This is a genomic window from Azotobacter armeniacus (assembly GCF_054779355.1).
The window spans coordinates 671-21,871 of sequence record NZ_BAAGYK010000137.1; the positions used below are offsets into that span (position 1 = coordinate 671).

At 67.7% G+C, this 21,201-nt stretch carries 11 protein-coding genes and 3 pseudogenes; 6 read left to right on the forward strand and 8 right to left on the reverse strand.

The features are described 5' to 3' along the window. The 4 genes from ACYVD0_RS18475 to fhuB all read left to right on the forward strand — a co-directional run. A partial coding sequence (locus tag ACYVD0_RS18475; RefSeq protein ID WP_460428165.1) for a hypothetical protein occupies positions 1 to 256 on the forward strand: 256 nt, incomplete at its 5' end. Between the two features lie 103 nt (positions 257 to 359). After that, positions 360 to 1,127 carry an ATP-binding cassette domain-containing protein gene (locus ACYVD0_RS18480; protein WP_460428166.1) on the forward strand — a complete coding sequence of 256 codons (768 nt, stop codon included), beginning with the start codon at positions 360 to 362 and terminating at the stop codon, positions 1,125 to 1,127. Beyond that, positions 1,127 to 2,011: a TroA family protein gene (gene fhuD, locus ACYVD0_RS18485; RefSeq protein WP_460428167.1), complete on the forward strand. Its 885-nt coding sequence runs from the start codon at positions 1,127 to 1,129 to the stop codon at positions 2,009 to 2,011. Before ACYVD0_RS18480 ends, fhuD begins: the two co-directional genes overlap by 1 nt. Further along, positions 2,008 to 3,981: an iron ABC transporter permease gene (fhuB, locus tag ACYVD0_RS18490; RefSeq protein ID WP_460428168.1), complete on the forward strand. Its 1,974-nt coding sequence runs from the start codon at positions 2,008 to 2,010 to the stop codon at positions 3,979 to 3,981. Before fhuD ends, fhuB begins: the two co-directional genes overlap by 4 nt. Before the next feature lie 250 nt (positions 3,982 to 4,231). Here fhuB and ACYVD0_RS18495 read toward each other — a convergent pair whose 3' ends face one another. From ACYVD0_RS18495 to ACYVD0_RS18515, 5 genes are all read right to left on the reverse strand, one after another. Continuing rightward, positions 4,232 to 5,575, reverse strand: a complete 1,344-nt coding sequence (locus tag ACYVD0_RS18495; protein ID WP_460428169.1) for a PepSY-associated TM helix domain-containing protein — start codon at positions 5,573 to 5,575, stop codon at positions 4,232 to 4,234. Next, a complete protein-coding gene (locus ACYVD0_RS18500) occupies positions 5,575 to 7,236 on the reverse strand; it encodes a cyclic peptide export ABC transporter (protein ID WP_460428170.1) in 1,662 nt (553 codons plus the stop codon). The genes ACYVD0_RS18495 and ACYVD0_RS18500 overlap by 1 nt, the downstream gene beginning before the upstream one ends. A 270-nt stretch (positions 7,237 to 7,506) precedes the next feature. Next, positions 7,507 to 9,942 carry a penicillin acylase family protein gene (locus tag ACYVD0_RS18505; RefSeq protein ID WP_460428171.1) on the reverse strand — a complete coding sequence of 812 codons (2,436 nt, stop codon included), beginning with the start codon at positions 9,940 to 9,942 and terminating at the stop codon, positions 7,507 to 7,509. 205 nt (positions 9,943 to 10,147) lie between these two features. Further along, positions 10,148 to 11,191, reverse strand: a complete 1,044-nt coding sequence (locus ACYVD0_RS18510) for a histone deacetylase family protein (protein WP_460428172.1) — start codon at positions 11,189 to 11,191, stop codon at positions 10,148 to 10,150. A gap of 12 nt (positions 11,192 to 11,203) precedes the next feature. Beyond that, positions 11,204 to 12,028, reverse strand: coding sequence for a formyltransferase family protein (locus tag ACYVD0_RS18515; protein ID WP_460428173.1), 825 nt, complete (start codon positions 12,026 to 12,028; stop codon positions 11,204 to 11,206). Between the two features lie 600 nt (positions 12,029 to 12,628). On the opposite strand from ACYVD0_RS18515, the pseudogene ACYVD0_RS18520 reads away from it, so the two are divergent. Further along, positions 12,629 to 12,814 (forward strand): annotated as a pseudogene (locus ACYVD0_RS18520) (diaminobutyrate--2-oxoglutarate transaminase); the annotation flags it as partial. 343 nt (positions 12,815 to 13,157) lie between these two features. Continuing rightward, positions 13,158 to 15,143 (forward strand): TonB-dependent siderophore receptor, encoded by a 1,986-nt coding sequence (locus ACYVD0_RS18525; RefSeq protein ID WP_460428174.1) that lies wholly within the window; start codon positions 13,158 to 13,160, stop codon positions 15,141 to 15,143. A 90-nt stretch (positions 15,144 to 15,233) separates the two neighbouring features. Here the strand turns inward: ACYVD0_RS18525 and ACYVD0_RS18530 are convergent. From ACYVD0_RS18530 to ACYVD0_RS18540, 3 genes and pseudogenes are all read right to left on the reverse strand, one after another. Then, positions 15,234 to 15,940: pseudogene (locus tag ACYVD0_RS18530) on the reverse strand (transposase); the annotation flags it as partial. A gap of 198 nt (positions 15,941 to 16,138) precedes the next feature. Beyond that, positions 16,139 to 20,218, reverse strand: a complete 4,080-nt coding sequence (locus tag ACYVD0_RS18535) for an amino acid adenylation domain-containing protein (protein WP_460428175.1) — start codon at positions 20,216 to 20,218, stop codon at positions 16,139 to 16,141. 101 nt (positions 20,219 to 20,319) lie between these two features. After that, positions 20,320 to 21,201 (reverse strand): annotated as a pseudogene (locus ACYVD0_RS18540) (AMP-binding protein); the annotation flags it as partial.

Consider the following 21,201-nt stretch of genomic DNA (forward strand, 5'->3'; position numbering starts at 1 on the left):
AGAACTGGCGAGGAACAGGAAAGTTGCGAGCAGGACTGCGCGCGTGCGGGCCAAGGCCCGGGAGGAACTGGCGGTATGCATGACGGCACCTTGTTTATTGTTGTTGGCGGTTACCGGCAGGTTCGGGATCGAACCGGACCGGTCCTTCGTTCGTCGGGCAGGGTTGAACCCTGATTGGAAAAAAATTCCAGTCAATATAGTTTTAGAATTTTATTTCTTATTTTCATGGGCGGATTCCTTCCCGGCCGCGCCCTAGAGCCGTCCGAGCCTACCAATCAATTGATAAGCATTATCATCTGAATTAAAGTCTCGGCTTCCCCGCAGCGTTGCTGCTCCGCCACACAAGGACTGGAGTTCCGATGTTCGAGCTGGACGACGTCAGCTTCAACCTGGCCGGCCGCAGCCTGCTGCAGCAGGTCAGCCTGCAGATTCCCCACGGCCAGATGATCGGCCTGATCGGCCACAACGGCTCCGGCAAGTCCATCCTGATCAAGCTGCTGGCCCGCCAGCTGGCGCCGGCCGGCGGCCGGCTGCGGCTGGACGACCGGCCGCTGTCCGCCTGGTCCGAGCGCGCCTTCGCCCGCCATGTCGCCTATCTGCCGCAGCAGCTGCCGGCGGCGGAAAGCCTGACGGTGCGCGAGCTGGTCGGTTTCGGCCGCTACCCCTGGCACGGCCTGCTGGGACGCTTCACGGCCGACGACCGGGCCCACGTCGACCGCGCGCTGGAGCTGACCGGCACCGCGGGCTTCGCCGGGCGGCTGGCCGACCAGCTCTCCGGCGGCGAACGGCAGCGCGTCTGGCTGGCCATGCTGCTGGCGCAGAACACCCGTTACCTGCTGCTCGACGAGCCCACCTCGGCGCTCGACCTGGCCCATCAGGTGGAAGTCCTCGCCCTGCTCCGCGACCTCAGCCGGCACCTTGGACTCGGCGTGGTGGTGGTGCTGCACGACATCAACATGGCCAGCCGCTACTGCGACCGGCTGGTAGCCCTGCACGGCGGCCGCCTGCTGGTCAACGGCACGCCGGCCGCACTGATGAACCCCGCCACCCTGGAGGTGATCTACAGCATCCCGATGCGCGTGCTGCAACATCCCGATGCCGGCCAGCCGATCGCCGTGGTGCAGTGATGCGTGCCCTGCTCGCCGCGCTGCTGCTGACGCTCTGTCCGCAGCCCCTGGCCGCGACTCCGCAACGCATCGCGGCGATCGACTGGGGCTTGGCCGAAACCCTGCTCGGCCTGGGCGTGACGCCCATCGCCGTGGCGCAGACCGACGGCTATCGGCGCTGGGTCGGCGAACCCGTGCTGCCGGCCGGAGTGGTCGATCTTGGCCTGCGCGTCGAACCCAACCTGGAACTACTCGCCCAGCTCAGGCCCGACCTGATCCTCATCAGTCCGCAGTTCGAGAGCGCCCGCGCCCGGCTGGAGCGCATCGCCCCGGTCAAGAGCCTGGCGATCTTCACCCCGGACGGCGAGGCCTACGAAGGCGCCCAGCGGGTGGTCCGCGAACTGGCCGGGCTGCTCGGGCGCGAGGCCGCCGGCGAGGCGCTGATCGCCCGCGTCGAGGCCCGGCTGGCAGCAGTCCGCGAACACCTGGCGCAGCGCCCGCAGCCGCCCTTCTACGTGATCAGCTTCCTCGATGCGCGGCATGTCCGCCTGTTCGGCGCGCAGAGCCTCTACCAGGGTGTGCTCGCGCGGGTCGGACTGGAGAACGCCTGGACGGGTCGCACCAACTACTGGGGCTTCGCCCAGGTCGGCATCGAGCGGCTGGCCGAACGCCCGGAGGCAGCGCTGATCTACCTCGAACCGCTGCCGCCGGATGCCGAACGCGGCCTGGCCGCCAGCCCGCTCTGGCAGCGCCTGCCGCTGGTCCGCGCCGGGCGCATGCATGGCCTGCCGCCGGTGTGGAGCTTCAACGGCCTGCTCGCCGCCGAGCGCTTCGCCGGCCTGCTCGAAGAGCACCTGGCCACGGCCCCGCGACCAGACATCCAGAAGGACAGGCCCCTGCCATGACCGACCTGCCCGCGACTGACGCCCACCCTGCCGCCAGCCGGCGGCCGCTCGGACTGTGCCTCGCCTTGCTGCTCGCCGCCGCGACCCTGGCCGCCGCCGATCTCGCCGGACGCCTGCCCCCGGCGCAGTGGCTGCCGGCCCTGTTCACCCCCGCGGCGGACGACATGGGCCAGTTGACCCTGCACTTCAGCTGGCTGCCACGCCTGTGCATGGCGGCGCTGTGCGGCGCCGCGCTGGCCCTGGCCGGCACCCTGATGCAGCAGGTGCTGCGCAATCCGCTGGCCTCGCCGGGCACCCTGGGTGTGGCCAGCGGCTCCCAGCTGGCGCTGGCGCTGGCCACCCTGTGGGCGCCGGAACTGTTGGTCGAAGGCCGTGAATGGGTCGCCCTGGCCGGCGGCGGCGTCTCGACACTGCTGGTGTTCGCCCTCGTCTGGCGACGCGGCCTGGCGCCGCTGACGGTGATCCTCGCCGGGCTGGTGGTCGGCCTCTACTTCGGCGCCCTGGCCAAGGGCCTGATGCTGGCCCGCGAGCAGGACCTCAGCGCGGTATTCATCTCGGGCTCCGGCTCGCTCAGCCAGAACGGCTGGCAGGGCGTGACCTTCCTCCTGCCGCGCCTGGCCCTGGCTCTGCTCCTGCTGCTGCCGCTGCTACGCCCGCTCGGCCTGCTGGAGCTGGACGACAGCAGCGCGCGCAGCCTCGGCGTGCCGCTCGGCCTGTTGCGCTTCGCCGGCCTGGCCCTGGCGGTGTATGTCAGCGCCTGCGTGACCAGCAGCGTCGGGGGGATCGGCTTCATTGGCCTGGCCGCCCCGGCCATCGCCCGTCTGCTCGGCGCCCGGCGCTTCATCGAGCGGCTGCTCCAGGCACCGCTGTTGGGCGCGGTGCTGCTGATGCTCACCGACCTGGCCATCCAGCGCCTCGCCGGGCCGCTGGCCGAACTGCTGCCGACCGGCGCCGCCACCGCCCTGCTCGGCGCGCCGCTGCTGCTCTGGCTGCTGCCGCGCCTGCAGCTGGGCCGCGGGCGTCCGCAGGCCGCCGCCGGCTCCCCGACCTGGCGCCATCCGCAACCGCTGCGCCGGCTCGGCCTGCTCGGCGCCCTGCTGCTGCTCGCCGTGCCGCTCGCCCTCGGCTTCGGCCAGGGCCTGCACGGCTGGAGCTGGCAGGCCGGCGGCGAGCTGCTCGACTGGCGCCTGCCACGGGTGGTGGTCGCCATCGCCGCGGGCATCCTGCTGGCGCTGGCCGGCAGCCTGGTGCAGCGGCTCACCGCCAACCCCATGGCCAGTCCCGAGGTGCTCGGCCTCGGAGCCGGCGCGGCGCTCGGCCAAGTGGCGCTGCTGTTCCTGCTGCCCGGCGCTGGCCTGGCGCTGCAGCTGCCGCTCGGCGCCGGCGGCGCCCTGGCGGTGCTGCTGCTGATCGCGGCAATGAGCCACCATAGCGGCTTCGCCCCCGAGCGGCTGCTGCTGATCGGCATTGCCATCACCGCCTTCCTCGACGCGCTGCAGGTGATCCTGCTGGCCGGCGGCGACCCACGCGGGCAGAACCTGCTCGGCTGGATGTCCGGCTCCACCTATTTCGTCGACGCGCCGACCGCCTGGACGATGCTCGCCTGCGCCCTGCTGCTGCTCGCCGCTTTGCTGCCCTGCGCGCGCTGGCTGGAGCTGCTGCCGCTCGGCGAGAGCACGGCGCGCAACCGCCTGTGCCTTCTGCTGCTGGCGGCGTTGATGACCGCGGGGGCGACACTGGTGGTCGGCCCACTGAGCTTCGTCGGCCTGCTCGCACCGCACCTGGCGCGCCTACTCGGCCTGTCCCGGGCGCTGCCGCAGCTGCTCGGCGCCAGCCTGCTCGGCGCACTGACCATGCTGCTGGCGGACTGGCTGGGGCGCAACCTGCTGTTCCCCGTGCAGCTGCCGGCCGGGCTGCTGGCCTCGCTGCTCGGCGGGGTCTGTTGCATGTTCTGCCTGGGGCGGCGCTGAGGGGGCGGAATCGGCCAGACCCATCCTGGCCGCGGTGCTGGTGGAAAATCGCTGCGCGAGTTTTCCACCCTACGATTGACGAGTGCTCGGCGCCGGCAAGGCTCCCGTAGGGTGGGAAACGGCCGCTGGCCTTTCCCACCATGGCCGCGGTGGCGGTGGCTTCTACGCTGGCGGCGCGTCGCGGCGGGAACAGTCGTCGCAGAAGGGCAGGCTCAGCCCCAGAGCAGCACACACCGTGGCCATCAAAACCTCATTGCCCGCCCGCCCTGGCCGCATGGGCAGCGGGAGCGTTCTCCGCTATTCGCTTGCTCGCCATCTTGACGCGGCCCTGGCGCTTCCTCCACCAGATCACCACGCCGGTGACGGACAGCATCGCTACCGCGAGTCCCATCGCGCAGACGAAGAGCCTGAACGGCACACCCCACAGCGCCGCCATGTGCAGGCTGGTGATCCAGGTGCGGATGGTGTCGCCGCTGGCCGCTCCTGTGGGCAACCAGACATGCATGAGCGCACCGGAGTCAGCGTCGAAGCTCACCCGGGTGCTCCCCCAGTGCTGGGACACGTCGCGATCACTATGCACACGGTAGCTGTACTGCGCCTCGTGCGGATCGTAGGTGAGCACGTCCTCTCGGAGCACGGTAAATCCCTGCAATCGCGCCTGCTCGGCCATCAGCCGGCGGCCGACCTCCCGCGCCGGCTGCCAGTCGATGGCCGGTGCGAGTTGCGGGGCTGCCCGTTTGGGCAGCCCCTTTTCGTCCGGCTGATGCGCAAAGAGCGCCTTCATCACCGGGTCGTAGACCTCGGAGAGGTTGAAGGCCACGCTGCTCCAGGCCAGCACGAACAGCATCGCCCACGGCCACAGACCGCCGACACGATGCAGGTCGAAGTTCAACTTGTAGCTGCCGCCCGTCCAGCGCACCTTCCATGCCGGCCACCAGCGGGCCAGCCAGCTTCTTCCCACCGCACCCTGCGCCTTGCTGCGCTGCCGGGCCGGGAATGTGAGGTAAGCGCCCGCGAAGCAGTCCAGCGCCCACAACAGTGCGACGATGCCGAAGGCGTAGCTGCCGACGGTGCCCAGCGCCAGCGAGTAGTGCAGGCGGTAGATGAAGGGCATGAGGTTCTTCGCTCCCTGCGTGATGTCGCCCCACTTCCGCTCGCCGAGCACCTCGCCCGTGTACGGGTTCACGAAGACCTGGTCGTTGGCCAGATCGGGAACCGCGCCCGTAGCCGGATCGGGCAGCGCGAAGAGACGGAAGACCAGGGACCGCCCCGGCTCCACCGTCAGCGGCACACGCGCCACGAAAGCATCCGGATGCAGGGCCTGCACGCGCTCGCGCAGGGTCAGGGGATCGAGCGGTGGAGCCTCCGGCTCGGGCGGCACGGCGCGGAACAACGCCGGGCTGATGGCCACGTCCAGTTCCTCGCTCCAGGCCAGCAGACTCCCGGTGAGGCCCGCCACCAGCAGGAAGCCCGCCATCGTCAGGCCCACATAGCGATGGATCAGTACCAGTAGCGGACGATCGATCCTCCAGCGCACGCCGGCGAATCGGCGCCCTTGCCCGCCCTGGACGGCCCCGGCAAACCACCACCGCATCAGGACATGACGCCGAGATCGATCGGGTGCGGGCTCGCCGCCGTGTGCCGGCTCGGCGTCTCGACCGCCACCACCTGGCCGTTCTCCATGCGAATCAGGCGATCGGCGAGGTGGAAGTAGCGATCGTCGTGGGAGATCACCAGCACGGTCTTGCCCATGGCCTTCAGCTCGGGCAGCAGTTCGCGATAGAACACTTCCTTGAATACCGGATCCTGGTCGGCCGCCCACTCGTCGAAGACCAGGAAGGGTCGGTCCTCGAGGTAGGCCACGACCAGCGCCAGGCGCTTGCGCTGGCCCTGGGAGAGCGAGCGTGTGGTGAACGCGCCGTCGCGCACCTGCACCTTGTGCTGCAGGTGGAGCTTGGCGAGCAACGCGTTGCCCTTGGCATCCAGGTCGGCCGAGGGCGCATCGAGCAGACGGTCGAACAAATGAAAGTCCGAGAAGATTGCCGAGAAGCTCTGACGATAGCCGTCGCGGTTCGCGTCGTCCACCGCTTCGCCATTGAGCCGGGTCGTCCCCTCTTCCGGCCGGTAGAGGCCCACCAGCAGCTTGGCCAGTGTGGTCTTGCCGCTGCCGTTGCCACCCACCAGGAAGCTGAGTTGCCCGGGCGCGAAGTCCAGGTCGATCGGCCCCAGCGTGAACAACTCGTCGGCAGCCTCATGGTAGTAGCGATGGCACACACCCTCCAGGGTCAGGCTCGCGAACGCGGCCAGAGGCTGCGGGGACGCGTCGACCTCGCGCTGCTGCAACTCGTCTGTGATCTCGTCGATGCGTGCCGCCGAGACCTTCGCCAGATTGGCCCTTGGCAGGGCGAGCAGCAGGTTCTCCAGCGGCGCCACCATGTAGACGAAGACCAGCGCGAAGCCGGTCATGATGCGCGCCCGGTCGGGCACATCGCCCACCAGCACGAACAGCACCAGGCCGATGAAGGCATAGATCAGGAAATTGCCCCAGGCCGCCGAGACGACGAAGATCGACATGCCGAGCGCACGCTCGCGGCGCACGCCTTCGATCGACGCGCCCAGCACGTCCGTCGAGAAGCGCGCCCGCTTGGACGCATGCAGGCGCAGTTCCTTGGCCCCCTCCACCAGCGCACGGAAATGGCCGAACAGGCGGTCCTGCTCCTTGGAGGCGACCTCCAGGTGGCGGATCGCCCGCAGGTGCGCGAGGTGGTAGCCCAGCGAGCCCAGCCCAACGACCAGCACCGCCGCGAGGAACACCGGCCAGGACAACCAGGCCATGTAGGCCAGGCAGCCGGCCACGACGATGGCATTGACCAGGATGGCCGGGAAACTCACGAAAAATTCGGCGACCTTGGCGCTGTGCTCGGACAAGGCCGACTGCACCCGCGGACCGCCGATTTCCTCCAACCGACGGAAATCGGTGCCGATCACCCGCGCCGAAATGAAGCGCCGCAGCTCGGCGTGCGAGCGCTGACTCAGGCGCTCGAACAGCACCGATGAGAGCATGTGGGCGAGCATCGCTGCCAGCGCGATGGCAGCGAAGCGCCAGGCCAGGTCGGCGCGCTCCGCCGAGCCATCCGCTGTCAGCGCGGCATTGATCTGGGTGAGAAGCAGCACGCCGCACACCCCGGATACGACGCTCGCGATGGCGGCGGCGGCCAGCAGGCGGCGGGATTGTCTGATCAGATGGGCAAGCACGGACGGATCACCTCGGGTCGGGTCGGGAGAACACTGACGGACTCCATTCAAGACGAACGCCCCCCCGGTTTGTTTAGGTGAATATCCCCCGTCTGAACCGTCATGGGGGTTTGAACCTCGGCCCATACGCCTTAGCATGCCCCTGCCCTCGGAAGGAAATGGACGTTTCGGCCCAGAGGATCGTCCGTGATCCCTCTCTTGGCTTCCCGGCTCCCGGCTCCCGGCTCGCTGCCGCCGGACGGGCCAGGCAACGCGAGCCTTCACGCCCGATCAGGGTTGCAGCACCACCGGCCTGAGCCCCGGATCGCGGGCGATCTCCTCCTCACGGAACGGAAAGCGCAGCCAATCCTTGCGCGCGTAGCGCTCCACCGGTGCCGTGCCGCGGCCATTGTCGACGGCCGACTCGTCCTCGCCATGGGCCAGCAGCGTGTGCGCCTCCACGCCATGCGGACCGAAGCGCACCACCTGCAGGTAGCTGTTGGCCAGCGAGTTCGGCCCCATTCGCTCGCCGCCTTCTTGATTGCACGCCACGGTGAAATAGCCGACCGAATGGCACCCGCCGTAGAGTGGCAGCCGGCGACCGCCGCTCTCCACGAAGCGCTCGCTGGCGAGCGGTGCATCCAGGGCCCGGCCCTTCTCGGCCAGCGATACCACCGCGGCCGCCAGGGCCTGGGCCACGCGACCGTCGCCTGCGCTCGGCGCACGCGGGGTTTCCAGCGGCGCCTCGATGGAGAATGCCACCTGGTAGAACGCGTCGTCCGGAATCCCTTCCAGGCGCGCCCAGAAGGCTTCCCACAGCAATGCGCCGCGGTCGTCGGCATCAGCCTTGTTGGACCATTGCCGCAGGATCTCGCAGGCAGGGGCGACATCCACCTTCTTCCGCGTGGGCAACTCGACCTTGGCGTTGCGACCCGGCCCCGCTGCCTCCAAGGCATCGGCATTCAATTCCACCGTCGGGTGCGCACAGGCCTGCGCGAGCAGGTCATCCTTGAACAGCTCGGCCGAGTAGGCGCGTGGCGTGAGCACCGCCTGCATCAGGCGACGGCTCAGGGCTTGCGCCGAATGTGGCGAACCCTGGGAGAGCTCGGCGGCGATCCGGTGGCCCAGCCGTCCGCGCAGCGACAAAGGCTGCCGTTCCCCACCCAGCACGGCGGGAAAGCCTTCCAGCGGCTGGCGGACGTTGGCCAGCCAATAGCTGTCGTTCATGTTGGCGACATAGTCCTCACGCAGCAGCCCCGGCATTGCATGGGCCGGCATGGCGCCCGGCTGCGCCGCCGCGGCATCCACGCGCCAGTCGCAGGCCGAACGACTGCCATCCAGGAAGGGGGTCGCCGCATCCAGGCTGGCGAAGCCCTTCGCCAATCGCGTGGCACACACCTCGCGTAGTGCATCGGGCACGTTGGGCACCGCGCCGACATCGCCATACCAGACGCGGGCGTCGCTGCGCGCAATCGCCACCGTATTGACCCAGGGAACCGCTGCCTCGCGGCGCTGGATGGCGATGAACTCGTCGAGCGACTTCGCCTGGTTCCAGTAGAAGAAGTTGCGGAAGATACGGAAGTTCTCCGTATTCACGTCGCGGATCGCCAGCGCATGCGCGGCACCCCAGCCGAAGGCGGCATCGTGGCCACCCAGGTCGACCACCGGCCCGAAGCGCGTGCTGTAAAGGGTTCTCGCCACGCGGCGCGAGCCGCCATCCTCGTCGCGAACTTCCACGCTCACCTCTCGCGCCACCATCGGCTCTGGCCTGCCGTCGACCTGGTAGCGGGTCGGGTCGGCCGCGTCGAGCGTCAGATCGAACAGGCCGAAGCGACGCGCCTCCGACACCGTATGACTCCAGGCCACGTGCTCGTTGAAGCCGAGCATGATCACCGGCACGCCGAGGAAGGCGACGCCGGCCACGTCGAGCCGGCCGGGAATCGTCAGGTGCATCTGGTAGAAGCGATCCGGACCGCCCCAGTACCAGTGCGGGTTGCCGAAGAGCACCGCGCCCTCCTCCCCGGTGGCCTGCCGGCCGAAGGCGAGCATGTTGCTGCCCAGGCCCGCCTGCTCGCCAACGCGCTGAGCCAGCTTGGCGCGCAGGGCTGCGGCATCGCCGGCACCGGCCGTCCTGGATGCCGCCGGTTTGGCGTTGACGATCTCCGGGATGAAACGCGAATAACCAGCGGCGATCTGGGCGGCAAATATGCGGCGATACAGGTCGATTGCGCCGATCTCGCGCACCCAGGGCTCGTTGAGGCAGGCGCGTCGCTCAGAAGGCTCGTGCCCACGACGCGCCTCGGTCAGATAGCGGTTATAGCCCGCGGCGAAGCCCTCGATCAGCTCGTTCAGCTCAGGCGGTTGTTCGGCACGCAGCCGCGCAACCATCGCATCGTCCGCGAAGGCGCGAAAGAAGAAGTCCAGGTCCAGATTCTTCGGCCGGCCGAAGGTGGAATCGCGCGCCGGCCGCGCCTCGGGTCCGAAGAACCAGGCGCGCCGGCCCTCGTAGGTCACGAAGGCATCGGCCAGCGTGCACAGGGCGTCCTGCGCCTGCACGTAGCCGACGCCCAAGCCCAGCTCGCGCCAGCTCGCGGCGCGCAGGTGCGGGATGCCGTCTGTGGTGCGGCGGATCTCGACGCCGCTCACCATCGGGTCGGCTGAGATGTCGTCGCCGCTCCGCGCCTGCAGCGCAGGCGCCAACGCGAACAGCCCCATCGCCAGCGACATCGCGCAGCCCTTCCGGAGGAGCCCGCCCACTGTATTTCGTCGAGACAATCTATACATATTCACTCCGAATCCATTGGGGCCTGTCATCGATCGTTTCTCCGATATTGATGACAGGCCCCGGAAATGGGATGCGAGGGCCGAACGGCACGGCGACGACACGGAAGACCGGAGTGCCGAGGCCAGGAGAGGTCAACCCCGCAGCTTGTCAGGAACGCCGCTGAAACCCCTCCAGCACGTTCACCGTGTTGATACCTACCTCGGCCACCGCATAGCCCCCTTCGAACACGAACACGGAGGGAAGGCCGGCACTGGCGAGTGCTTCGCCCACCTGGAAATAATCGTCGCTGTGGAGCTGGAATCCGGAGATCGGGTCTCCCTCGAAGGTGTCCACGCCCAAGGACACGACCAGAGCATCGGCCTGGTAGTCGACGATGGTACGCAGCGCCTGCGACAGCGCGGCGAACCAGGCGGCGAAGCCCGTGCCCCGCGGCAGCGGCAGATTCAGATTGAAGCCAAGGCCGGCTCCCCCGCCCGTCTCGTCGGCATGACCGAGATAGAACGGATATTCGGTGCGCGGATCACCGTGGAGGCTCAAGTAGAAGACGTCGGCACGGTCGTAGAAGATGCACTGCGTGCCGTTGCCGTGGTGGTAGTCGATGTCCAGCACGGCGACCCGGCGGGCGCCGCCGTCGCGCAGGGCCTGCGCCGCGATGGCAGCGTTGTTGAGAAAGCAATAGCCGCCGAAGAAGTCGTGGCCCGCATGGTGTCCGGGTGGGCGCGTCAACGCGAAGGCCGCCCTTTCGCCGGCCAGCACCCGGCCGGCCGCAGAAAGCGCGCACCATGCGCCGCTGCGCGCAGCGCGCCAGGTGCCGGCGGTCAAAGGGGTGCCCGCATCGAAGGAGAACAGCCCCATGCGGGCCGAGAAATTCTCCGGCAGCACGTCGCTGCGATGGTTTCGCACCGGCCAGACCGAAGGCAGCGCATCGCGCTGACTATTGGTCGGATCCAGCGCCACCCATTCGTCCCAGGCGCCACGCAGGAACTCGACATAGCGGCGCGCATGGACCCGCGTCAGCGCCGAATCGTCGAAAGCCTGCGCTTGCTCGATCACGCCGAGCCTGCGCCGGCGCAGCTCGTCCATGACATGGTCGACGCGCGCCGCCACCTCGAAGCAGGGCACGAGTTCGCCACGGAACATCTCCATCTTTCCCTGATGGTGGATGTGCTGGTCGTTGTAGAAAGTGATCATTGGACAGCCCGGTCAGACTCCCGCCAGATGTGCGAGGCCCTGGTGCAATGCCGGGAACAGGCTGTTGTTGAAGTTGTTCCAGCGCAGTTCCAGGATCGTATCCTCCGGGTCGATCTCGGTCTTCAACACATCGACGATCACCTCGCCGGAGTCGATGCCATTGTCCACATAGTGAAACGATGCACCCGTCATGTTCACCACAGGCACCGGCTTCGTTTCCATCGTTTCCCAATCGACCACCTTCCTGCCGTGTACCCCATGCAGGGCGTCGAGCGTCGCGTAAGCACCGCGGCGCTCGTAGGGAGACTCGATCCGGGTGATGCCGGGATGAATATTCACGATCTTCCGGTGGAACGCACTGCCCGGACGAACCAGCTCGTCCAGGATGACCAGAAGGCCGTCGAGCACGACGAGCTCGGCCTCCAGCTCGAACAGCCTGTCCAGCAGGCGCCGCTCGAAGTCGCTCTTCCCCGCCACCCGCTCGGGGGCGCTCATGGGAAGGCGCCGGTAGGTGGAAGGTATCGGGCAGAGGAGATCGTTCAGGCGCCGTCCCTGCACGCACAGCTCCGGCGGATAGAACCATTGCCCTTCTGGCCGGTACGAAAAGCCATAGTCCTTGAGCTTTTCCCTGTCGAGCGACGAGCCCTCGTCGTCGTCGTAGATCACCCCCTCCAGGGAATAGGCATCCCCCAGCCCGGTGTCATTGAGCGCTTCGGCCAGGTATTCGAGCGGGGACTTCATGTATCGAACCCCCCCTTTGTATTCGATGTGCTGCCCAGCCTTGTCGGCGGCGGCATTTCTCAGGGACCAGATATAGACGAGTTTTGTCTTCGGCATGTCGGTGCGATCACGTGGTGGTTCCAAGATCCGGCAAAACCTCTGCCGCCCGCTGGCAGTTCGGACATCCGGTCGGAGGCCTGCTGGCGAACCCGCTGCGCGACAGCCCTGGCCCCCCTCATACGGCCCCCGCACGCCGAACTTGCATACATAAACGGACGACGGGACTGGGCGTTTAGCCGGCGAAGCGAACGCCACGCATGCGACTAAACATTCGGCGGCCTCGTTCGTCTTGGGTTGTACGTATTGGCACAGGCCTCCCGATCCGCACCTTCGATGCCGGGACAGCCGCCGCGATGACAACCCGCCCGGGCGACTAAACAAATGCCCGGCCATTTCGTTATAGAGAGTATGAGCAGCGCAATCGCCCTTCCCGTTGACGCGGTCATCCGCGCATCCGGCACCGGCGCGTCGCCCCAATATTTTCCACAAGGAGCCAATCATGGTTGCTCGCGATTTCATCGGCGTCGGTTTCAGCCTGTCCAACATCGCACTCGCGATCGTCATCGACGAGAAGCGGCAAAGTGGTGGGCATCAGCGGCAGCGCCAACATCCCCGAGTGCTTCCGCCCGTTCAAGGACAACCCTTGCATCTTTCACAGCGAGCGCCCTGCAGGCCGAATGCCTGCGCCACGGCCTGATCATCGAGCTCGGCGGCAGGCATGGCAGTGTGGTGCGCTTCCTGCCGCCGCTCATCATCGCCGATGCGCAGATAGGCCGCGTGGTCGAGATCTTCGCGAGCGCCGCCATGAAGGCATTGCAAGGTGCACCGGCGTTGGCGCACTGAGCGGCACGCCAGGGAGGGCGACTGGAACCGATTCAACAAATTTCCTCCCTTGATCCAAGCCTAAGCCATGAAAATCAAGAGCAACTTCTGCAAACCCGATGCACAAACTCAACTCACTCCTATCGCCCGAGCACTGCAGGCTGCCTTGCTGCTGAGCGTTGCGCTCGCAGCAAGCCCCGCGCGCGCGGAAGATCAAGAGACGACCGCTACAACGTCGTCCGAGGAGCAAGAGAAAATCGCTAAAGTATCGCCCGGGAAGCAGGCCAGCGAGACGGCGACGCTTCCCACGCTCACCATCACCGCCGACTCGGAGCCCGATGGCACGGCCGCCAGCGGCTACCGCGTGAAGAGTTCCTCGATCGCCGGCTTCAGCGAACAGGACATCCTCGATACGCCGTTCTCGGTCAAGGTGCTGCCGAGCGAGCTGATGAGGAACCACAACGTCAAGAGCATTTCCGACCTGGACAAGCTGGACGCCAGCGTGACCTCGTCGATCGCCAACCCCGGCTGGTACAGCTCGCCGTCCATCCGCGGCTTCGTCCTCGATAACACGGTCAACTTCCGCTACAACGGGCAGATGATGGTCAACCTGCAGTCCATGGGCCTGGAGAACAAGGAACGGGTCGAGGTCCTCAAGGGCCTGTCCGCCCTGCAGACCGGCTTCGCCGGACCGGGCGGCCTGATCAACTATGTGACCAAGCGGCCCACGGCGGGTCCGCTCACCGAGATCAACTACTACGTCAACGAGTTCGACAACACCAGGGGCCACATCGACATCAGCCGCCGCACCAACGATGGTCGCTTCGGCCTGCGGATCAACGCCGCCACCGAAGAGGAGCGCTCCTACGTGCGCCAGGTCGACGGCGAACGGCGCTTCTTCGCCCTGGCCACCGACGCACTGCTCACTCCCGATACCACCCTCGAGTTCGACGTCGAATACGAACGCCGCGAGCAGAACGGCCAGCCCTTCCTGGAAGCCGACGCCAACGGCAAGCTGCCGTCGGGCTTCGATCCGCGCACCTTCCTCGGCCAGCGCTGGGCGCGCTACCCCACCGAGTTCACCATGGTGAGCGGCAAGCTGAAGCACCAGTTCAACGACGACTGGTCCTTCACCCTCGACGGCAACTGGTCGAAGCTGCGCCGCGAGCAGAACCAGATCTGGTCCCACTCGGACATCCAGGAAAACGGCGACAGTACGGTCTACCTGTATGACTCACCGGACCAGGAAGCCAACCCGATCAACGCCCGCCTGACGGTCAACGGCCGCTTCGACACCGGCCCCTTCAACCACGAGCTGGCCTTCGGCGGCATGATGCACCGCCTCAAGCAGCGCTGGGGCGACGGATTCTGGGGCGAGATCGGTAAAAGCAATATCTACAACCCCGTGCCCATCGCCAACCCCTCGCCCGAGGTGCCCGACTCCAGGCTGGCCCGCCGCGTCGAGGAAGACGGCGTGTTCCTCCACGACGTGATCTCCTTCGGCGAGTCCTGGAAGCTGCACTGGGGCGGCCGCTATTCCATGCGCACCCAGAGAAGCTACAACACCAGCACCGGCCACCGAAGCGAGGAGTACAAGGAATACGTCTTCACCCCCAGCTACGCGCTGGTCTACAAGCCGCAATCGAACGTCTCGCTCTATGTGAGCTACATCGAGGGCCTGGAGCAGGGCCGCACTGCGCCGCGCAACACCGTTAACTACAACCAACAGATGAGCCCGCTGATCAGCGAGCAATGGGAAGCCGGCCTCAAGGTGGAATTCGCCCGGGGCCTGAACTTCGACGCCTCGCTGTTCCGCATCGAGAAGCCCGCCCAGTACATCAAGGACCTCGATACGTACAACTCCGACGGATCACGCCAAAAGATGTTGGTGAAGGAAGGCGAGCAACGCCATCAGGGACTGGAACTCTCGCTCACCGGCAAGGCCTCGCCGGAGTGGACGATCTTCGCCAGCGCCATGTTCCTCGATGCCAGACTCATGGATGGCAGCGAGGAGACTGATGAGAACCGCCCCGCCGACGTGCCGGCCAGGCGCTTCTCGGCGATCGCCGAATACAGCCCGCTATGGCTCAACGGCTGGACCTTCACCGGCAGTTGGACGTACAACGGCGCTCGCCATGTCCACGAAGACAACAAGGGTGAATCCGCCGAATCCTACGATGTGTTCGGCTTCGGCACCCGCTACGAAACCAGGATCGGCGCAGCCCACACCACACTCCGCCTCAACCTCGACAACGCGTTCGACAAGAACTATTGGAGCAGTGCGGAACGCTACGGTCTCGTCGCCGGCGCCCCACGCACGGCCAGCGCCAGCCTGAGCGTGAGCTTCTGAAGACAAGCGATAAAAGCCGATAAAAGCGCTGGAGGCTGAACGAGAAGAGCCGTTTCGTTCAGCTTTCTGCTTCCGGCGCTTTTTTATGGTTCATCGCATCTTCCCAGGGAAGAGGCCTTGATTTTCAGGAAGAAGGAGTCCGAATCCTTGAAGCCATGGGCCATGCGCTTGATGAGGTTGTTCACCCCCTCCCGCAGGCTGGTGTGCATGCGAAAGCGGGCACTGGCCAGGATACTTCGAGCGTAGCGCCTGAGGTTCCAGGCAAGGCGCGGCAGCGGTGCCAGGCCACTCTCCCGGGCATGACGCAGCCAGGCCCGCCAGCACCGCCAGCCTTCCCGTACGCTGGGCGCATACCAGACCTCCTTCAGCGTATCCTTGAGCACATAGACAGTGGCCAGCGGCTGGTTGGCGGCCAGCAACTCCCGCAGTTGCACCGCCTGGTCGTCCTTCAGGTTCTCCCGGTTGAACAGCAGCAGCCAGCGGCTCTGCTTGACCACCTGGAGGGCCGGCTTGTCATGGCGCAGGGCATGGACCTGGTCGACCCGGATGCGATCGATCACCTCGCGGCCGTAGCGGGCGACGACATGGAACAGGTCGTACAGCACTTCCGCCTGGGGGCAGTGCTGTTTCACCTTCAGGTCGAAGGCCGTGTTCATGTCCATCGCCACCGCTTCGATCTGCCGGCAGCGCTCGCCAAGCTGCTCGAAGAAAGGACGGATGGCCTGGCGGCTGTTGCCCAATCCCACCCACAGGACGCGGGTGCGCTCGACATCCATGATCAGGGTGGCGTTCCGATGCTTCCCACGCTCTCGCGTGGGAGCCTGACTGGGGAAGACAGAAACATGTGCCGTGCCTACGCAGGGGCGTAGGCACGATCAAATGTAGGACGGCCTCGGCGCGCAGGACCAGCCCGCCGTTGCCAACTGAAAAGCTGGAGACCGAACGAGAACTGCCTTTCCGTCCAGCCCTCCAGCCTCCAGCGCTCTTGCTCGCCCCTACCCTATCACCGACTCCAGCAGATCGACGGCGACCTCCGGCTGGCGCACGATGCGCAGATGGTCCGCCGCGCTCCGGCGGTCCGCCTGCCTGGCGATGCCCAGCCAGGCGGAGAAGCGTTGGCTTTCCGCCGCCTCGCGCCCCCCGGACCACCAGGCCGTCACCGGCGCCTGCAGCGGCGGCGCCACGCATGGCACCTGTGCCAGACGGTCGAGGGCGCGTGCCGTGAGGAACATGTCCACCAGCTCCTGACTGCTCAGGAGGCCGTATTCGTGCAACTGCTCCCGCTCGACCCGCGCCAGCACCAGATCGACCAGACCACGGATCGACTCGGGGGTCGCCACGGTGGCGTCGAGTCGGGCGCGGACGCTGGCATCGTCCAGCAATCCGGCGTGCCGGTGCGCGGGCAGCAGGATCGCGAAGAAGCCCATGAGTTCGTCGAGCCAGGTCGTGGCCTGCGGCGCGGCGTCCGGCACGTACGGGTCGATAGCGCCGACGAAGCGAACCTCCTGCCCCTCGCCCTCCAGCAGCCCCGCCACCAGGGGCGCCAGTGCGCCGCCCAGCGACCAGCCGCAGAGCCGGTACGGCCCGTCCGGCTGCTGCGCCCTGATCGTCGCCGCGTGCAGCCGCGCCAGGTCGAGCAGACTCTGCGGCGCGACGCCCGTCCCGTGCCGGTACGGCAGTCCCACGACCGTGACCCGGCCGGCCAGCGCCTGGGCGAGCGTCGTGTAGTCCAGCACGCTGCCCCAGCCGTCGTGCAGGCAGAACAGCGGCGCCTGCTCCGGCACGCGCGGATTCAGCCGCACCGCCGGAGCCGGGCCACCGCGTGTGGCCAGCGCGGCGACGGTGGGATGGGCGTACAGCTCCTGCAGACCGATGGCCAGACCGCCGGCGCCCTGCCGCAGCCGCTGGGTCACCCGCAGCGCCGCCAGGGAATGCCCGCCCAGCTCGAAGAAGTTGTCGTGGCGCCCTACCCGTGCGACGCCCAGCACCTCGGCCAAGACCTGCGCCAGCGCCTCCTCCAGCGCGCCCTGCGGCGGCTCGTAGTCGCGGTCGCCGGTCAGCTCGGGCTCCGGCAGCGCCTTGCGGTCCACCTTGCCGTTGGGGTTCAGCGGCAGGGCGTCCAGCACCACGATGGCGCTCGGCACCATGTAGTCCGGCAGCGCCCTGCCCAGCCGCTCGCGCAGCAGGCCGCCGTCGAGCGCCTGCCCGCCCGGCGCCGCCACATAGCCCACCAGCCGCGCCCCGCTCGGCCCCTCCTGGGCCACCACCACCGCCTCGCGCACCTCGGGCTGGGTCAGCAACTGCGCCTCCACCTCGCCCAGTTCGATGCGCAGGCCGCGAATCTTCACCTGGTGGTCGATGCGCCCCAGGTATTCCAGCTGGCCCTCGCCGTTCCAGCACACCAGATCGCCGGTGCGATAGAGCCGCTCGCCCGTGCCGAACGGATCGGCCACGAAGCGCTCGGCGGTCAGGCCAGGGCGCCCCAGATAACCGCGCCCCAGCCCCACGCCGCCCAGGTACAGCTCGCCGGCCACGCCGGGCGGCACCAGGTTCAGCGCCGCGTCGAGTACATAGGTCCGAATGCCGCTGATCGGCCGGCCGATCGGCACCTGGCTCTGCCCGTCGTCGCGGCAGGTCCACTGGGTCACGTGGATGGCCGCCTCGGTCGGGCCGTAGAGGTTCTGCAGGCTCACGTCCTGCAGTCGCATCAGCGCCTCGTGCTGGGTCGCGGCCGGCATCGCCTCGCCGCCACAGATGACGTGGCGCAGGCGCGTCTGGGTCTCGATGCCCTCGTGCGCCAGGAACGCCTGCAGCATCGAAGGCACGAAGTTGAGCGTGGTGATCTGGTGACGCCGGATCAGCTCCACGATCCGCGCCGGGTCGCGCTGGTCGCCCGGCCGGGACACCACCAGGCGCACCCCGGTGGTCAGCGGCCAGAAGATTTCCCACACCGACACGTCGAAGCCGAACGGTGCCTTGTGCAGCACGGCGTCGGCCGCGGTCAGCCCGTAGCGCTCCTGCATCCAGCGCATGCAGCTGTAGAGCGAGCGGTGCCGGTTGGCCGCGCCCTTGGGCCGGCCGGTAGAGCCCGAGGTGTAGATCACGTAGACGAGGCTGTCGCCGTGCAGGGCGACCTGCGGGTCGTGTTCTGGCTCGCCGTCGAGGTCGAGGCGGTCCAGCTCCAGCGTGGTCAGCGACCGGCTGCCGGTGATTCGCTCCCTGACGTGGCTCTGCGTGAGCAGCAGCGCGATGCCGCTGTCCTCGACCATCCAGGCCAGACGCTCGTCGGGATAGTCCGGATCGAGCGGCACATAGGCCCCACCCGCCTTGAGAATACCCAGCAGGCCCACCACCATCTCGATGGAACGCTCCACGAAGATCCCCACCCGCGTCTCGGGCCGCACGCCCAGGGCGATCAGCCGGTGCGCCAGGCGGTTGGCCCGGCGGTTCAGCTCGGCGTAGCTCAGCTGCGTCTCGTCGAAGATCAGCGCCACCGCCTCCGGCCGCTCGCGGGCGTGGCGTTCGAAGAGGTGGTGGACGGGTTCAGCGTCCGGATAGTGGCGCTCGTCGACGCTCCACTGCCGGTGCTCGGCGCGCTCGGCCTCGCCGAGCAGGTCCAGATCGTCCAGCGCCGCGGCGGGTGTCTCGACCAGGCCTTGCAGCACCCGCAGGTAATGCTCCGCCAGACGCTCGATCGTGCGCGGCGCGAACAGCTCCGCCGCATAGCCGAAGCTCGCCTGGAGCCGGCCGTCGGGCCGCTCGGTGGTGTCCAGGGTCAGCTCGAACTGCGCCGCCCGCGCGTCCAGCGGATAGTCCTCCAGATCGAGGCCGGGCAGCCGCTCGAGGGCGCGATAGTCGGCGCGCAGATGGTTGAACATCACCTGGAACAGCGGATTGGTGGCCAGGCTGCGCTCGGGCTGCAGCGCCTCGACCAGTTGCTCGAAGGGCAGGTCCTGATGCGCCTGGGCGCCCAGCGCCGCCTCCTTGGCCTGGCGCAGGAGCGTGGCCAGAGGCATGCGGCCGTCCAGGCGGTTGCGCAGCACCTGGGTATTGATGAACACCCCCACCAGCCCCTCGGTCTCCACCCGGTGCCGGTTGGCGATGGGCACGCCGACGCGGATGTCCGGCTGCCCGGTGTAGCGGTACAACAGCGCCTGGAAGCCGGCCAGCAATAGCATGAACAGCGTCGCGCCCTCGGCACGGGCGCGCTCGTGCAGCCCGCGCACCAGCACCTCCGGCAGCTCGACCTGATGCCGCGCCGCCCGGTAGCGGCCATCGGCGCGGCGCGGCCGGTCGGTGGGCAACTGCAGCACCGGATGCTCGGTGCCCAGCTGTGTCCGCCAGTAGTCGAGCTGCCACTCGCGCTCGCCCGCCTCCAGCCAGTGGCGCTGCCACACCGCGTAATCGGCGTACTGGATCGGCAACGCCGGCAATCGCGGCTCTTCACCTTGGAGGTGTGCCCAGTACTGCGCCACGAACTCGTCGACAATGATCTGCAGCGACCACTCATCCGACACGATGTGGTGCATCACCACCACCAGCACGTGCGCGTCCGTCCCCTCACGGATCAGGCCCACCCGCAGCAGCGGGCCGCTCGTCAGATCGAAAGGCGTGTCGCTGATGCGCCGCGCCGCCGCCCACACCTGGGACTCGCGCTCGCCGGCGTCGACCTCGCAGAGATCGATTACCGCAATCCCGACCTCAGACCGCTCCCGAATGACCTGTTCGGCCAACCCGTCGGCATCGACATGGAACACTGTGCGCAATGCTTCATGGCGAGCCACCAGCGCCCCAAAGCTCGACCTCAGCGCCTGTACATTCAATTGCCCCTTGAGCCGTAGCGCACCTGATATGTGGTACGCCGTGCTCCCAGGATCCAATTGCCACAGGAACCATTGCCGCGACTGGGCGTGGGAGAGCGGACAGCGAGTCCAAACAGACTCATCGCGGGCCAGAACGGGGAACTGACCTATCGTCAGCCCCTCGGATCGGATCTTCTGATAGACCGTTCGGCGCTGTTCAGGAGTCAGTTGGGAAAAGCGCTCTGCGATGCGACGGGTTGCTGTGTTTTCCATCAAGCGCTCTCCAGGCTGTCGATGAAGGAGTCGATTTCTGAGAGCGCCTGCTCCACGGAGTCCTTTCGGGCTTGTTCGGCAATCTGTGAGGCGATATCCGTCAAAGTTGGAAGCTGAAAGACGTCCCGGACCGTCAAGTGCACACGCATCACGCTTTGAGCGCGAGCTACCATTTGCACCGCCAGCAGCGAGTGCCCTCCAAGCTCGAAGAAGTTGTCGCGGCGGCCCACGCGCTCGACGCCCAGCACCTCGGCCCAGATCGCCGCCAAGGCTTGTTCGACCTCCCCCTGCGGCGCCTCGTAGGTCTGGCTGCCGGCCAGCTCGGGCTCGGGCAGCGCCTTGCGGTCCACCTTGCCGCTGGCGTTCAGCGGCAACGCCTCCAGCACCACGAGGGCGCCCGGCACCATGTAGTCCGGCAGCAGCCGGCCCAGCCGCTCGCGCAGCATCCCGCTGTCGAGGGCCTGGCCCGCCGGCGCCGACACATAGCCCACCAGCAACGCCCCGCCCGGCCCTTCCTTGGCCACCACCACCGCCTCGCGCACTTCCGGCTGGGCCAGCAGCTGCGCCTCGATCTCGCCCAGCTCGATGCGGAAACCGCGCACCTTCACCTGGTGGTCGAGGCGCCCCAGGTACTCCAATTGCCCTTCCGCATTCCAGCGCACCAGGTCGCCCGTGCGGTACAGCCGGCCGCCCTCCGGGTCGAACGGGTCGGCCACGAAACGCTCGGCCGTCAGGCCCGCGCGGCCCAGGTAGCCACGCGCCAGTCCCACCCCGCCCAGGTACAGCTCGCCCGCCACCCCCGGCGGCACGGCATTCAGCGCCGCGTCGAGCACCTGGGTGCGGATGCCGGCGAGCGGCCGGCCGATCGGCACCTGGCTTTGCCCGTCGTTGCGGCAGCTCCAGTGGGTGACGTCGATGGCCGCCTCGGTCGGGCCGTAGAGGTTGTGCAGCGCCGCCTGCGGCAGCCGCTCGAACACCGCGTT

Excerpts from the sequence above, each read along its gene's own strand:
- fhuB (WP_460428168.1), top strand. The coding sequence starts at position 2,008 with ATGACCGACCTGCCCGCGACTGACGCCCACCCTGCCGCCAGCCGGCGG.
- fhuD (WP_460428167.1), top strand. The coding sequence starts at position 1,127 with ATGCGTGCCCTGCTCGCCGCGCTGCTGCTGACGCTCTGTCCGCAGCCC.
- ACYVD0_RS18495 (WP_460428169.1), bottom strand. The coding sequence starts at position 5,575 with ATGCGGTGGTGGTTTGCCGGGGCCGTCCAGGGCGGGCAAGGGCGCCGA.
- ACYVD0_RS18535 (WP_460428175.1), bottom strand. The coding sequence starts at position 20,218 with ATGGAAAACACAGCAACCCGTCGCATCGCAGAGCGCTTTTCCCAACTG.
- ACYVD0_RS18515 (WP_460428173.1), bottom strand. The coding sequence starts at position 12,028 with ATGCCGAAGACAAAACTCGTCTATATCTGGTCCCTGAGAAATGCCGCC.
- ACYVD0_RS18510 (WP_460428172.1), bottom strand. The coding sequence starts at position 11,191 with ATGATCACTTTCTACAACGACCAGCACATCCACCATCAGGGAAAGATG.
- ACYVD0_RS18480 (WP_460428166.1), top strand. The coding sequence starts at position 360 with ATGTTCGAGCTGGACGACGTCAGCTTCAACCTGGCCGGCCGCAGCCTG.
- ACYVD0_RS18505 (WP_460428171.1), bottom strand. The coding sequence starts at position 9,942 with ATGTCGCTGGCGATGGGGCTGTTCGCGTTGGCGCCTGCGCTGCAGGCG.